Source organism: Psychroflexus sp. ALD_RP9 (assembly GCF_017311165.1).
In the GTDB taxonomy this organism is placed as follows: domain Bacteria; phylum Bacteroidota; class Bacteroidia; order Flavobacteriales; family Flavobacteriaceae; genus Psychroflexus.
The window spans coordinates 2,239,321-2,255,203 of record NZ_CP062973.1 but is presented as its reverse complement, the minus strand read 5'-3'; the positions used below and the strand labels follow the sequence as shown (position 1 = coordinate 2,255,203).

The following is a 15,883-nucleotide window of genomic DNA, read 5'->3' as shown; positions in this document are numbered from 1 at the left end:
TCGATTGGTTTTTGAAATAGATTTGGTAAAAAATTTTTTATTATGAAAAAACTTTATTTACTATTCCTAATTTTCTCTGCTTTTATTACAAAAGCACAGAACAACCCACCAACCTTTTCTTCGGTAAGTAATATAAACCAAAATACCACAAGCAATAGTGAAGTTGTAAATTTCTCTTTACCAAGTATTTCAGATGATGAGTTTGGAAACAATATTTCATTTGAAGATTACCCACCTACACCTACTGGTTTTACAAGAGTAGGAGTATTTAACGGTCATACCTACTTTATTTCCAATAACAATAATTCATATAATAACCATTTATCATCTATCTCAAGTGTTGCTGCTGCACACCCAGTTAGTATAAATTCAGCAGAAGAAAATGAATTTTTAAGAGCCTATCTAGCATCTAACGGGATAAATGTGGCATTAATTGGATTTAATGACATAGCCAGCGAAACCAATTTTGTGTGGCAAAATGGAGATCCTGTCACTTATACCAATTGGCGTTTTAATGCTCCAGCACATACTACTGCTAATCATGATGTTGTAGAAATGCAATTTGACAATGGTACATGGAACGATGTAAGTACAGCCTTATCAAGAAGAATGTTTATTGAATTGCCCTATGCTGCGGAGCAAATTGATGGGCTACCAAGCGGAAGTGATTTCCCATTGGGTGTAACAGTTAACAGATTTAGAGCTACTGATGATGTAGGAAATGTTGCAACAACTTCCTTTAATGTTGTTATTAATGATATTCAAAATCCTTTAATTTCCTGTCCATCTAACATTAGCACTCCAGTTACGACCAATTTAACAGAAACTGTTTCTTATACTTCACCTACATTTACAGACAATTCGCTTAGTGGAACATTTAGCTATGATGATGCTCAAGAAATAAGCGGATTCACTAAAATTGGTAAACATAACAATCACACTTATTATATTTCTAATACTAACAATACCTATACTAATTTCTTACCAATCATAAATTCTATAAATGCAGCTTACCCAATAAGCATAAACAATGCAGCTGAAAATACTTTTTTAGCTAATTATCTTCAATCAAATTCTATTTCAAGTGTTTTAATTGGTTTTACAGACACAGATGAAGAAGGTAATTTTAAATGGGAAAGTGGAGAGTCTGTAACCTATACTAATTGGAATGCTAACGAACCCAATAATTTTGGTAGTGGCGAAGATTATGTACAGTTTTTTTCTAGCGGTTTATGGAATGATATCACCAATAACAGCTTACCCATAATTATTGAAGTTCCTTTTACAACGGAACAAACGGCAGGTTTAGCCAGCGGTGCTAATTTTCCAGTTGGTACTACAACCAATACTTTTATTGTAAATGATAGTTTTGGGAATACTGCAACTTGTAGTTTTGATGTTACGGTTGAGACAGCTCCTACAATAGAAAGTCAACCAAGTTTAATTACATTAAATTCTATTCCACAAAATTTAGATTTAAATGATTTCAATATTACAACAGATGATGCTGATGGAGATAACGTAACACTTACATCTTCGATTTCTCAATTTGATTGTAATAATGTTGCCATATTACAAAGCTCAGTTCGCTACGGAAATGGTGCATCAAACACACTTGGTGCCGGAAATGTACAAACTTTTAAATCTCTCAGAAATGGGTTTTTAACTAAACTTGAAGTTGAGTTTCGCGGAAACACTTCGGCAACAACACAAGCCGTTATTGAAGTTTACCAAAACAACAACGCAGACCCTAATTTAGCAACCGATGTAGAATTAATAGGTACAGTAACGCTAAATATACCTGCTCAATTTAATGCAATTGGCGAAGGAAATTTTGATAAGCCAATTTATCTAGAACTAAACAGAATGTATGCTTTTAGACAAATTTCAGGACCTGGAATTAGAATGCGCCAAGGTTCTTTCTATACAGCTGGAGCTACATTTAATCATGACTTCAATAATTCGCTTGTCGTCACTGAAAGTGCTGGAATTAACGATGACTGGAAATTTTTTGTTACACAATTTGATACAAATGGGGTTACATCAACTTCAGTTCCTGTTTCTGCTAGTGATGGCACAAACAATACTAACGCCAACGTAGATGCATACCATCTTTCAAACATAACACCTACCGCTATAGCGCAAAATATAAGTATAGACTTAGATGCTAACGGCAATGCTAGCATAACACCACAACAAATTGATAATGGGTCGTCTGTAGTTTGTAATGGCAATATGAATTTGAGTTTAGACATCTCAAGTTTTGATTGTTCATCTATTGGCGACAATACAGTGGTTTTAACGGTAGAAGATGATTATGGTAACTCTTCTACAGCATCGGCAGTCGTTACTGTTCAAGATAATACTGGGTCAGTTTTTTCAGCACTAAACAATGTCAACATTAACACCACCGGAAGTAGCGAAATAATAAATTATAGTTTACCAACTATTACAGATAATTGTATTGGCAATGCTATTGGTTTTGAAAATTATCCACCAACTCCAAGCGGCTTTACAAAAATGGGCGTTTTTAATGGTCATACTTATTTTATATCAAATTCAACAGATACCTATGCCAATTTTTTAAGTACAATTAATACATTAGATGGCGCTTATCCTGTGAGTATTTCTAGTGCAGCAGAAAATAATTTTATTGCTAATTATTTATCCGAAAACGGACAATCAAATGCTTTGATAGGAATTAATGATTTGTTATCAGAAGGCACTTTTATTTGGGAAAATGGTGAAAATGTGAGTTACACGAATTGGAATTCTGGTGAGCCTAATAACTCTGGTGGTAATGAAGATGTAACGGAGATTTATAATAATGGTGGTTGGAATGATATTGGCAATGCTAATAATGATCGTCCAATAATTATTGAATTCTCTTATGCTGTAGAACAAACCGCTGGATTAGCAAGTGGTTCAAGCTTTCCTATCGGAACAACTACCAATACATTTGAAGCTTTTGATGAATACGGTAATACATCTTCTGTTTCGTTTACAGTTACTGTGAGTGATACAGGTAACCCAAGTATAACGTGCCCAGATGATATTACTACAACCGCTACAAATCCTATTGTTAATTTTAGTGATCCTGTTGTTACGGATAATTCATCATCGTCCTTTAATATTTTATCGGGTATGACTTATATTGGAAATAATGATGGTAAAAACTTTTTTATAAGTGACGAAATTTTTTCTGGAGCTAACGCTTTTGCAGATGCTGTAAATCGTGGCGGAACTGTAGCAACGGTAAGCAATGCTACTCAAAACACATTTTTAGCAAATGCATTGTCAACAAATGGTATATCGAACGCACACATCGGATTTTCAGATGCAGCTTCTGAAGGAAATTTTGTTTGGCAGGACGGAAGCCCAACAACTTATACCAATTGGCAAACAAATGAGCCTAGTAACACAAATGGAGTTGAAGATTATGTTGCTATTTCATCAGGTGGTTCATGGAATGATGTTGGCGCTTTTGGTACAGGAAATTTGAGATACATTTTACAACTTGACCAAGAAGATGCTTATGTTTTACAGACCAGTGGGCCTTCATCAGGAAGTAATTTCCCAATTGGTACAACTACCGTAACTTTTGAAGCTTTTGATGCTGCAGGCAATACAGCCACTTGTAGTTTTGATGTGACGGTTACAGACTTTCCTAATGTAATAACTCAAAATATAGACGTTGCATTAGACCCTTCTGGCAATGCAAGCATTACAGCACAAGATATCGATAATGGAAGTTCTTCAGTTTCAGGTATTGCTAGTTTAAGTATTGACCAATCGAGTTTTGATTGTAGCGATATAAGCACAACACCATCTAGCGTAAGCCTCAATTTTGAAGGCAATGGGCATATCCAAATCGATGGTAATGCTCCATTAGATTTTGGGGGAAGCAAAGGCTTTACTTTTGAAACTCAAATCTACCCAAGAAGTAATGCTAATTCGTACATTTTATCTAAAACCCTTGGTGGTGCATCTTGGCCTACTAAATTAACTACCCAATTTTACATAAACACCAATAATCAATTAGTTTTCGGAATTAATAGATTTAGTTCTGGTGGTTGGACTTATTTAAATTCACCACAAAATAGCATTACGTTAAATCAATGGCAACATGTTGCTGTAAGCTATAATTCTTCAAACTCTACCATGAAAATTTATATTGAAGGTATAGAAGTAGCGTCCACAACGCTTAATACATCTAATCCAACAGCATCGCCAGGACTATTTAGAATTGGTGCAGCTGAAAACGGCGGTAACCAATTTGATGGCTATATGGATAATTTCCGTGCTTGGGAAAATGCTTTAGATACATCTGAAGTCTTTGCAGCAAAAAATAACAATTTATCAGCCGTAAACAACACTTTACTTTTACATTATGCCTTTAATTCTAATTTTGGCACAGAAGCTGTAGACTTATCTTCAACCGAACGAAACGGTACTTTTACAGGAAGCTTGAATGAAAACAGCTGGTATACAGGGACTAACAATTTAAACCCTAATGGAACAACGGTAACTTTAACGGTAACAAGCAACTCTGGAGATGTTGCTACAGGAACTGCAGTGGTTAATGTAACAAATAACTTTACACCGACAATTGCAAGTGTACCAGACGATATTCTTGATTACACCACAAACTCATCTGGTAAAGCTATAAGCTACAACTTACCTTTAAGCTCTACAAATTGTTTAGCTCCACAAAGCTTAGATAATTATCCACCAACACCATCTGGGTTTACTAAAATGGGAGTTTTTCAAGGACATACGTATTTTGTTTCAAATTCTCAAAATACGTTTACTAACTTTTCAACTCAAGTTAGTGCTATTCAAGATGCACATTTTGCCACGATTACTAACCCGGAAGAAAATAATTTTATTGCAAACTATCTAACCAACAACAGTCTTGGCAACGCATACATAGGGCTTAACGATCAGCAAAACGAAGGAGACTATGTTTGGGAAACCGGTGAAGAATTTATTTATACCAATTGGAATTCAGGTAATCCTTCTAACTCAGGTAGTGGTGAAGATGTTGGTGAAATCTTTCCAGATGGTGGATGGAACGATCTTCCAGAAAATTTAATTCGATATGCAATTATTGAAATTCCTTATGCAATAGAACAAACTTCTGGATCAGGAAGTGGAGAAACTTTCTCACCTGGAACAACTACTAATGAATTTAAAGTTTATGGTAAAGGCGGTGGAATTTCTACCTTCAATTTTGATGTAGAAATCATACAAGCCGATTATATCTACTTGAATGATGCTTGGCTAGATGCTAAAAATCCTAATGGAATTGCTGTGGCTACTGAAACCATGTTAGTTGTAGACAATGAAGCAAGTCTTACATCGCCAATTAGTTTAGCTGAAGTTACCATCGAAAACTCTGCGTCAGTTGAAGTCAATGATGTTTTATCTGTCACCACGAGTATAACTAACAACGGTCAAATCACTTTTAAGAGTAATGCAACATCAACAGCTCAATTAGACGAGTTTACAGGCACTATTTCAGGAACTGGAACAGTTGAAGTCGAGCGTTATATCCCTGCTAAGCGTGCTTTTCGTTTGATCAGTTCAGCGGTTGATGGTTCAACCATCGCCAACGCTTGGCAACAAGACACGCATATTACGGGAGCAGTTGGCACAGTTGGTCAAACCAGCACTGATGGTTTTGATGAAACTGAAACAGGAAACCCGTCTATGTTTACATTCGATAATACAATTACTGACCAATCTAGTGGCGCTGGATGGCAAGCTATCACTTCAACAACTGATGTGATTTCAGCGGGAACGCCATACCGTTTAATGGTGCGTGGTGATCGAACCATTGATTTAGCTGATAATGAAGCACCAGCCACAGCAACCACTTTAAGTGCTTCAGGAACTTTGCATACAGGAAGTTATTCTCCAACTTTAGCTACAGCAGCTAACAATTATAGTTTTGTGGGTAACCCTTATCAAGCGGTAGTTGATTTTGGTGCAGTAACTAAATCTAATCTCACAGATTTTATCTATGTTTGGGATGCTTCAATTGCTGGGTCTAATGGTAATGGTGGTTATACCGTTGTCGATGCTTCAGATGGCAGTGAAGCTGCTCCAAGCCCATATTCATCAGCTGCTAATCAATATATCATGCCAGGTCAAGCCTTTTTTGTACAAAACAATGCCTCTGGTAATGGCTCAATTACCTTTGAAGAAGCTGATAAAGCCACAGGTCAAGCTCAGGTGAGTATTTTTAGTACCTACACTAACTTTTATATCAACTCGCGTTTATACAAAGCCTCAGCTTTACAAAACGGTGAGATGGAAAGCGATGCCATAGGATTACGTTTTAATGAAAACTATACCACTATTGGTAGTGATGAAGATGCGAGTAAATTGGCCAATCCAGGTGAAAACTATGCGATTGTAAACAATGGTTTTAAATCGATTGATAAGCAAAACATCCCAACTGATGGCCATCAAGTTGATTTATTGATGATGAACTATGAAGATACGGCTTACAGCCTAAGCTTCAATTTAGGGAATCAGCCTGAAACGCTTAAGGTTTACTTAAATGACAGCTATTTAAATACACAAACCGAATTAACAGAGAGCACAACTTATGACTTTACAGTTGATGCTAATGTGCCAGAGAGTATCGATCAAAACCGTTTTCATTTAAGTTTTGAAGAAGTGCCTTTAAATAACCAAAGTTTTGATGCCGGACAAGTTCGCTTGTATCCTAATCCAGTGGTTCATCAGTTACAAATTGAATTACCAGCTTCAGTTGAGATCAATTCAGTTCAAGTTTTCAATACCTTGGGTCAACAGGTGCTAACAACCACCCAATCTCAAGTTGATGTGAGTCAATTAGCCTCAGGTGTTTATGTGGTAGAGCTAGAAACTACAAAAGGGAAAGTGAGCAAGAAAATCATTAAGCAGTAATTCAAAACATTAAAACAGAAAAACATGAGACATACTTATAAATATGCATTATTAATGATGATGGTTTTAGTGGCCGTACAGTTAAATGCACAAGCATTAGAAGATGCCATTGGATTTGAAGACACGGTAAGTGACACGCCTGCGGCACCGATTCATTTTTTAATACCACTAGCCATTGCAGTGGGCGCTTTTTTAGGGATTAAAAAACTGAAAAAGTAAAAATAGTATCCTAACCAAAGTTAAAAGCGATGTTCAGTATTGAGCGTCGCTTTTTTTATTTCAACAGACGTTAAATTATTTGGATTATTTCCTTTATTAAGGAATATATCCTAATTTTGAAATATATAAAAAGGATTCATGCAACATAGTTTAATTACAAACATTCAAAGAATTGATACTACGAGTACCATACAAATTCCCATAACAGAAACTGGTATTAGTGCAGGTTTTCCAAGTCCTGCCGATGATTTTATTGATTTAAGCATAGACCTTAATAAAACATTTATACAGCATCCTAATGCTACATTTTTTGGTCGTGTTAGCGGCGATAGCATGATTAATGCAGGTTTAAGTGATGGTGACTACTTAATTATAGATCGCAGCTTAGAACCTAAGCATAAACAAATTGCAGTATGCCTTATTAATGGTGAGTTTACTGTAAAACGTTTACACATTTTTAAGGAAAATGTATATTTAGTACCTGAAAATGAGGCTTACCAACCTATTGAAGTAACTCCGGAAGACGATTTTAATATTTGGGGTGTAGTAACCACCGTTATTAAACCTTTACAAGTCTCATGTTTGCGCTAGTTGATTGTAATAACTTTTACGCTTCGTGCGAACGGGTTTTTCAGCCTGAGTTACGCTATCAACCTCTTGTTATTTTATCTAATAATGATGGTTGTGTAATTGCACGTAGTAATGAAGCTAAGAATTTAGGTATTCCGATGGGTGCGCCAGCTTTTAAATTTAAGGAAACATTTAAGCGCTTGAATATTGCTGTAAGATCGTCAAATTATGAGCTCTATGGCGATATGAGTGCACGAGTAATGAATATCTTAAGTGAGTTTACACCTGACGTTGAAGTTTACAGTATCGATGAAGCATTTTTAAAATTTAATGGATTTGAACATATTAATTTACAGTCACATTTAAAATATATGAGACTTAAAGTTGAGCGCTGTACTGGAATTCCGATAAGTATTGGAGTTGCGCCTACAAAGTCTCTTAGTAAACTAGCTAATCGCATTGCTAAAAAATTTCCTAAACACACTGATGGTGTCTATATAATGCATTCGGAAGAACAGCGAATTAAAGCCTTAAAATGGCTAGACATTAAAGATATTTGGGGAATTGGAAAACAGCATGCTAAACGCCTACAACAGTTAGGCTTACAAAAAGCTTACGAATTCACACAGTTACCTGACGATTGGACGCGCAAACATATGAGTGTTGTGGGTTTGCGCCTCAAAAAAGAATTAGAAGGTGAAGTTACCTTAGGACTTGATGAAGTCACTCATAAAAAGGCCATTGCTACTACCCGATCATTTGGCTATGAGTATGATGATTTTGATTATATTAAAGAACGTGTGACTAGCTTTGCTGTATCTTGTGGCGAAAAGCTAAGACGACAAGAGAGTTGCTGTGAGCTCGTTTACGTCTTTTTAAAAAGCAATCGGTTTAACGCTAAAGTTCCACAATATAATAATGGAATTACGATTAAAACAACACATCCCACCAATTCAAGTATTAGTTTAATTAAATATGCTATTACGGCTTTAAAGGCAATTTACAAACCAGAATACAAGTATAAAAAAGCAGGTGTTATAGTGATGGGTTTAAGTCCAGAGAAGTCAAGACAAACATGCCTTTTTAGTGACGAAAATCCTAAACACCGCAAACTAATGCAACATATTGACCAGCTCAACAGTCATTGGGGAAAACACAGTGTTAAATTTGGAAGCCAAGATCTACAAAAAATCTGGAAAATGCGTCAAGAACATCTTTCTAAAGCCTATACTACAAAACTTAAAGATGTTATTGAAGTTAGTTAGCAATATTTAGGCACCATTTAAAAAAAGTAAAGCTAAAAATGATGAGAATAATCTATTTTTGAAAGATAGATAAAAACCTCGTTTGAATAAGCTTATCACATATTTTTGGATTGCTTTACTGCTGAGCAAATTTGCTATGAGTCAAGACAAGCCAGCCTATCAAAAGATAGATGAAACTGCTGGTCTACCAACATCAACCATATATAGTCTTATTGAAGATGAAGATCATAAGATTTGGTTAGCTACAGATCAAGGCTTATTTATTTATGATGGTAAAGCATTTACTAATATTAGACACCCCAAACAAAAAGGAAATGCAGTATTTAACTTAAGCTTAAATCAACACAATATTTGGTATAATAATATTTACGGACAACTTTTTAAAATTAACTATCAATCTATAAATCCAAAACTTCAAGCTGACTTAAAAGAAGAATTAGGCGGTGACCTAGCAAACTTTTATATTGAAAAGGATATTAAACTCTTTTCAGAAAAAGGAATTTTCAAGATTACACCAGATTCTAAGGTGAAAAAAATTACTAAAGATCAGGTAATCAGTAGTATTTCAACTGGAAATGAAAACTATTACATCAACCAATTAGGACATCTAAAAGACTTTAAATCTGAATCTGTTCTTAAACAATTTAACTTTAGTCAAAAAAAAGCACAATTACTTACAATTCAAGGTGATGTTTATGTTTATGTTTATGGGATTACAGCTAAACACAATCAACTTTACCATATTAAATCTGCTAAATTTTTTGAGTTAGATGAAAAGCTTAGTGAAACAAGTATAATTAAATCAAAACAAATTGGTAAAGAACAGTGGCTATTAACAAAAAATGGTGCTTTTTTAGTCGATGTAGAAGCTAATAAGCTTATCGTCAAAAAACATGTCTTAGCAACATATACAATTACAGATGTTATTCGCGATTTCAATAACAATTATTGGTATTCTAGTTTAAATGATGGAATTTTCATTATAAAAAACTTTCAATTTTTAAATCTTAACCTAAATTTCAATAACAACTCCTTAAGTGAACTACAACAGATTAACGAAAATAAACTTGCTGTTGCTAACAATAAAGGTGAGTTTATAATTAAAAACTTACAAAATGGAGAAATTGAAGACCATGTAAAATTACCGCATAATGTTAATATTAGTAAGATGCTTTACCTAGCCGCTAGTAACGAGTTACTAATAAGCTGTACCAACGAAGCATCTTTTAGCTATAATTTAAATTCAAAACAAATTAAAAATTTAGGGAGTAAATATGCTGTTGCTAAAGCACTTCAAGTAATTAGCGAAGATAGCCTGTTATATTTACCTTATAATAAGAGTATAATTAAAACTAAAAATACAGATTATCTACTTGATTCAATTAGGCCTAATACAGGCTATTTTAATAAAACCTCTAAACAAATTTTTATAAGTACTGTTGAAGGTCTAAAAATATATGGTTTAAAGTCACTAAAACCACAAAAGATATTAGACAGTATTTATGTCTCTCAATTTGCCAACTCAAACTCAAACCATACATGGATAACTACCTTTGATCATAAGCTTTATAAAATTTCATCAGAAGGCAATTTGCAAGCTTTCAAACTTCAAAGTAGATTTAAGGACAAATCGATCGCTTCAATAGCAGTTGACGAACAAGAGCGACTATGGATTTCAACTTCAGATAATATTTTTGTCTATGATGAGAGTAAAAACAGTTTAGAACTACTCAGCATATTTAATAATTACAATTCACATTTTTACAAATTACTTAGTTTAGGAAATTCGATGTTGATTGAAACTAAAAATCAACTTTTATACTTCAAAAGTGCAGCACATTATTCACCTAATAATTACATTATACCAGCACCTCGAATTAAGCAAATTGGTATTAATCATCTTGAATCAGTTCAACATAATACTTTAGAATATAATCAGAGAGATATTAAATTTACATTTCAAGCAACAGGACTTAATGCAAATCAACTTTACAGTTATGGCTATAAACTGGACGGCTACGAAACCAACTGGAATTATACTGATATTGGTATACAAAGTATAAGCTACGTTAATATACCTCCTGGATCATACAGTTTTAAGGTTAAAACAATTTACAACAATAACTTTAGTAAAGGTGTTGCTAAATATCAATTTACAATTAAGAAAGCTTTTTGGCAAACATGGTGGTTCGTGACGCTTGTCATAGGTTTAACCTTACTAGTCATCTTAATTATCTATAAATTCATCGGTAAAAAAAGAGATCTCAAGAAAGAAGAAGAACTCAAAAAAGCAATTTTAGAGTCGAGAGTGAACTTATTAAAATTAGAGAATTTACGTTCTCAAATGAACCCACATTTTATATTTAATGCTTTAAATTCTATTCAAGATTATATTTTGGCTAATGAAAAAAAATTAGCAAGTAAGTATTTAATTAAATTCTCAAGATTGGTACGTATTTACTTAAATCATAGTCAAAAAAATACGATTAACCTTCAAGAAGAACTTCAAGCATTAGAACTCTACTTGTCGTTAGAACAGCTTAGATTCGAAGATACTTTAACTTACAATATTGTTGTAGACCAAGCACTTCAACTGGAGAAAATTAAAGTTCCATCATTGTTTATTCAACCTTATGTTGAAAATGCAATTAAACATGGATTATTGCACAAAAAAGACAATCGAATTTTACAAATCAATTTTAAATCTATAAAAAATAGTAGTTTAGTTTGTGAAATTATTGATAATGGAATTGGTCGAGATGAATCCATGAAAATTAATCAAAAACGTCTAAACAAGCCTGCCTCTTTTGCTATGACAGCTAATAACGAACGTGTTAATTTATACAATCGGATTAACACTAATCAAATCAAAATCTCTATAGAAGACATCTCGAAAGACAACAAAATAGGTGGCACAAAAGTAACTATACATATTCCTTATTAAAATGAAAATACTTATTGTTGATGATGAAGTAAAAGCGCAAAGCTTATTAAAACAACTTATTGCAGATTTAAATATAGACGTCGAACAATTATTTACTGCCAATAATCTTTTAGATGGTATTGAGCTTATAAAAAAAGAATCTCCAAAAATTGTTTTTTTAGATATCGAGATGCCTGAGTATTCAGGGTTAGAAATATTAGATCATATTGATTTAGAACAATATCCTTTTAAAATCATTTTTACAACGGCTTATCAGCAATATGCTACGGAAGCATTTAAACTATCGGCTGTCGATTATTTACTGAAACCTATAGATCCCGACGAACTTGAAATTGCTATAAATAAAGCCCTTAAAATAATTGAACAAAATAGGTTAAGTTCTCAAATAAAAAGTTTGCAAAATGCACTCAATGAATTAAAAGTGAAAAAAATTGCGCTTGAAGTCCCACATGGGATTATTTTTGCTGAACCTGATGAAATATTATATTTTGAAGCTGATGGCATGTACACCAATGTTATCTTAAAAGATCAAAGAAAGCGATTAATCTGTAAACCCTTGAAGCATTTTGTGGAGCAATTATCTCAAAATAAGTTTTTCTTTAAGCCACATCGTTCCTACTTAATTAATCTAAATTATATGACAGAATTTATTAAGAAAGATGGTGACTATATTCTTCTAGACAATACCATACATATTCCTATATCTAGGTCACGAAAGGATGATTTTACAGCCTTACTTAGAGAGACTTTTTTATAAAAATCATCCTCAGAACTAAAAACAAATAAAAAGGCTCACTAAATTTAGTAAGCCTTTCTCATTACAAAAAAGTTTGTTTATTGCTTAATAAACTTTTTTACAGCTGTTCCTGAAGATGTTTTAATTTTCATGATATAAATTCCTGTTGGCAAGTCTGAAACATTCATGAAATCTGTATTGCTTTTAGTTTCTCTTAAAACTGTACCGTTTAAAGCGTAAATTTTTAAAGATTCAATACGTTCATTAGACTTCACATTTATATTATGTGTTGTTGGGTTTGGATATAATTTAATAGAGTTTCTTGAATAATTAATATCTTCTAATCCTAAGTTAGAATTATACTCATAAGCTCCTAAATCTATAGCAGTATTGAAAAATCTATCGTTTCCAGATAAATCGAAACTTGCAAAAATTGTAGTATCATAATAAGAATTATCACCTTGATCTATGATATAATTTGAAGCCGTCGTTGGTTTATATTCAGCATCTAAATTTAAATTGTCCGTTGATGGATCTAACAGCGTTAAATTAGTTGTATTGAAAGTCCCAGAAGTAGCAGCTGCTGTCACCTGTGCAATAGTATTATATACATTAATGGTTTGGCTATCTCCTTCGTTTGTTTTACTGTTTTCAATATCTACCATACTAAATTGGTTTCCATTATATTTATTTTGCCATAAAATACTATTTCTTGTTTCTAAACGGATCCATCCATTTCCACTAACATTAATGACTTGTTGTACAGTTGCGTGGTTGTTAACGTTATTTACAATGGTAGCGTTATTTAAAAAGTGTACTACACTTCTATTACCATTTGAAGTCGTATTTCTTCTAAACCAAATAGCACCAAAATCTGAATTATACGTATTATCTGTAAATAGAATATTTGACCAATGAGACGTTAACTCATTTGAATTTGAAACGCTATGTTCAACCAAAACAACACCATTATTACTAGTATTATTGGTTATAGCTACATTTTCAACTACCAAGTCTCCAGAAAATCTTCTCCAATCTAATAGTAAGCCTTCACTATAATTTTCTGTAATCCATGTATTTTTTAAAGTAAAATTGGTAACATTGGTATTAGTTGCGATAACTGGACTAGACCCAGAGGTGTACGCATTCTGAAGTACAAAACCATCAAAAATGATATTATTATCTTCAAGACTTACTAATGTTGTGGCATTATCGGTTTTATTAGCTGCAAAATCTCCTTCAATATCATCACCATTAATATCTCCAGAAATAATAGTCGCATTATCAGTAAGCACTTTAGTTAAATCTCGGTCTGCTAAGGCTAACTCAGTACCATCAAAACCACCATAAATTTTTAAATTTTCCAAATCTAACCTTAATACTGTAGCAGCTGTTGCTGGCGTATAAACACCACTAGAGACCCAAATTTCATCATTTAATAATGCATTATTTAGTGCATCTTCAATGCTAGTAAAAGCATCAGTCCAAGAGCTTCCGTCGTTATTCCCTGAAGCATTTGCATTAACATAATACACTGTAGGAATACAATTTTCACTGTAGTTTGTAGTTGCATCTTTAGTCCAACCGAAACTAAATATATTTACTTGGTTTGGTGTATATCCTGAATCTATTTGTATACATGTTAAATCAGGATTGTTGTATGCCTTCATATATACAAAATTAGGGTTATTGCCATTAGCCACATTTAAACTAGTAAGCTGATTGTCATATATTAACAATTGATCTATTTGAGGATATGCGCTAATATCAAACGTTGTAAATTGGTTAAAAGCTGCGTGAATTCTAGTTAAACTAGGGTTATTGCTAATATCTAGGTTACTGATTAAGTTATCTTGGAAATCTACAGCAGTAAGCATTGTGTTATTAGTAATATCTAAACTTGTTAAGCTATTACTTGCCACAATTAAATCAGTTAACATTGTATTATTAGATACATCAATACTTGCAAAATTATTATCGCTTGCTATTAATGTATTTAAATTTGAATTCGTAATAAGTACAATCGATGAGATGGCATTCTCACTAATATTTAAAGCTGTTAAAGCTGTTAAATTAGTAACATCTACATTTGTTAAGTTATTATCACTGCAATTTAAATCCATAAGGTTTGTATTTAAACTTACATTTAAAGTAGATAAACTATTATCACTACAATCTAAAACCTCAAGACCAATTGCACCTTGAAGATTTAAATTTGAAATATTATTTGATCTGGTATTTAAAGTTGTTAAGGTTGCTAAATTTGAAACATCTAAACTCGTTAAACTATTATCTTCTGCATCTAGAGTTACTAAAGAAGTTCCTTGTACATTTAAATTAGCAATATTATTTTCTTTACAATTTAAATTGGTAAGCCCTGTAATAGTTGATACATCTAAAGCCGCGATTGCATTATTACTACAATCTAATTCCGTAAGATTAGTAAAAGCTTCAATTCCTGTTAAATCTGAAATTGCCAAACTGCTTACATCTAATGCTCCTGTAACCGCCTGAGCTTCTGCAACAGATATTTCTTGATCATAATCTGTGTTAATAGTATTGTTACCGACTAAATAAAACTTAAAATTGGGATCTGGAATGGTCACGTAAGTAATGCTTGTACTACAGTCTTCTACGACTCTAGTTTCTAGATCTCTAGTCCAACCCACATCATACAAACCTACGTTAGCCGGTGGCACAGTTCCAGCATCTACTTGTATACAAGTAAGATTAGGGTTGTTATAAGATTTCATGTATGTAAACGCAGCACCTCGACCATTGGCTATGTTTAACTCTTCTAATTGATTGTTTTGGCAATGAACTTGATTTAATGAAGGTATGTTACTAACATCTAATTCGGTAATTTGGTTATCTGCACAGTGTAATCGTATTAAATTAATATTATTACTAACGTCTAAAGATGTTAGGCTATTTGAATACACCTCTAATGTGGTAATATTCACAAAAGCTTCAATTCCTGTTAAATCTGTAATTCCAAGTCCTGTTGCAGATATAGTTCCTGTAAAAGCCTGTGCTTCAGCCACATAGATTTCTGAATCACTATTGGTGTTAATGGCTGTGTCTGCTAATAAATAGCTTTTAAAATTAGCGTCTGGAATGTTCACATTTTGGGCCATCGCCGAAAGCAAACCTAAACACAAGTAAGTTGAAAATAAGAATAAAGTTTTTTTCATTGTAATTGAGATTAAA

General features: G+C 33.2%; 7 protein-coding genes. 6 read left to right on the top strand and 1 reads right to left on the bottom strand.

The window, feature by feature from the left end; translation table 11 throughout:
- Positions 1-42 precede the first annotated feature (42 nt).
- The 6 genes from IMZ30_RS10605 (at position 43) to IMZ30_RS10580 (ending at position 12,694) form a co-directional block, all read left to right on the top strand.
- Complete coding sequence (locus IMZ30_RS10605) at positions 43-6,939, top strand: lectin-like protein (protein WP_207038275.1); 6,897 nt, start codon at positions 43-45, stop codon at positions 6,937-6,939.
- 24 nt (positions 6,940-6,963) lie between these two features.
- The gene (locus IMZ30_RS10600) at positions 6,964-7,158 is read left to right on the top strand and encodes a hypothetical protein (protein ID WP_207037649.1); all 195 of its coding nucleotides are present in this window, start codon (positions 6,964-6,966) and stop codon (positions 7,156-7,158) included.
- A 138-nt stretch (positions 7,159-7,296) separates the two neighbouring features.
- Positions 7,297-7,749, top strand: a complete 453-nt coding sequence (locus IMZ30_RS10595) for a LexA family protein (protein WP_207038274.1) — start codon at positions 7,297-7,299, stop codon at positions 7,747-7,749.
- The gene (locus tag IMZ30_RS10590) at positions 7,737-8,993 is read left to right on the top strand and encodes a Y-family DNA polymerase (protein WP_207038273.1); all 1,257 of its coding nucleotides are present in this window, start codon (positions 7,737-7,739) and stop codon (positions 8,991-8,993) included. The genes IMZ30_RS10595 and IMZ30_RS10590 overlap by 13 nt, the downstream gene beginning before the upstream one ends.
- A gap of 136 nt (positions 8,994-9,129) precedes the next feature.
- Positions 9,130-11,937 (top strand): histidine kinase, encoded by a 2,808-nt coding sequence (locus IMZ30_RS10585; RefSeq protein ID WP_207038272.1) that lies wholly within the window; start codon positions 9,130-9,132, stop codon positions 11,935-11,937.
- A 1-nt stretch (position 11,938) separates the two neighbouring features.
- Complete coding sequence (locus IMZ30_RS10580; RefSeq protein ID WP_207038271.1) at positions 11,939-12,694, top strand: LytR/AlgR family response regulator transcription factor; 756 nt, start codon at positions 11,939-11,941, stop codon at positions 12,692-12,694.
- Between the two features lie 77 nt (positions 12,695-12,771).
- Here IMZ30_RS10580 and IMZ30_RS10575 read toward each other — a convergent pair whose 3' ends face one another.
- A complete protein-coding gene (locus tag IMZ30_RS10575; RefSeq protein WP_207038270.1) occupies positions 12,772-15,867 on the bottom strand; it encodes a T9SS type A sorting domain-containing protein in 3,096 nt (1,031 codons plus the stop codon).
- Positions 15,868-15,883 lie beyond the last annotated feature (16 nt).

Excerpts from the sequence above, each read along its gene's own strand:
- IMZ30_RS10605 (WP_207038275.1), top strand. The coding sequence starts at position 43 with ATGAAAAAACTTTATTTACTATTCCTAATTTTCTCTGCTTTTATTACA.
- IMZ30_RS10600 (WP_207037649.1), top strand. The coding sequence starts at position 6,964 with ATGAGACATACTTATAAATATGCATTATTAATGATGATGGTTTTAGTG.
- IMZ30_RS10595 (WP_207038274.1), top strand. The coding sequence starts at position 7,297 with ATGCAACATAGTTTAATTACAAACATTCAAAGAATTGATACTACGAGT.
- IMZ30_RS10590 (WP_207038273.1), top strand. The coding sequence starts at position 7,737 with ATGTTTGCGCTAGTTGATTGTAATAACTTTTACGCTTCGTGCGAACGG.
- IMZ30_RS10585 (WP_207038272.1), top strand. The coding sequence starts at position 9,130 with ATGAGTCAAGACAAGCCAGCCTATCAAAAGATAGATGAAACTGCTGGT.
- IMZ30_RS10580 (WP_207038271.1), top strand. The coding sequence starts at position 11,939 with ATGAAAATACTTATTGTTGATGATGAAGTAAAAGCGCAAAGCTTATTA.
- IMZ30_RS10575 (WP_207038270.1), bottom strand. The coding sequence starts at position 15,867 with ATGAAAAAAACTTTATTCTTATTTTCAACTTACTTGTGTTTAGGTTTG.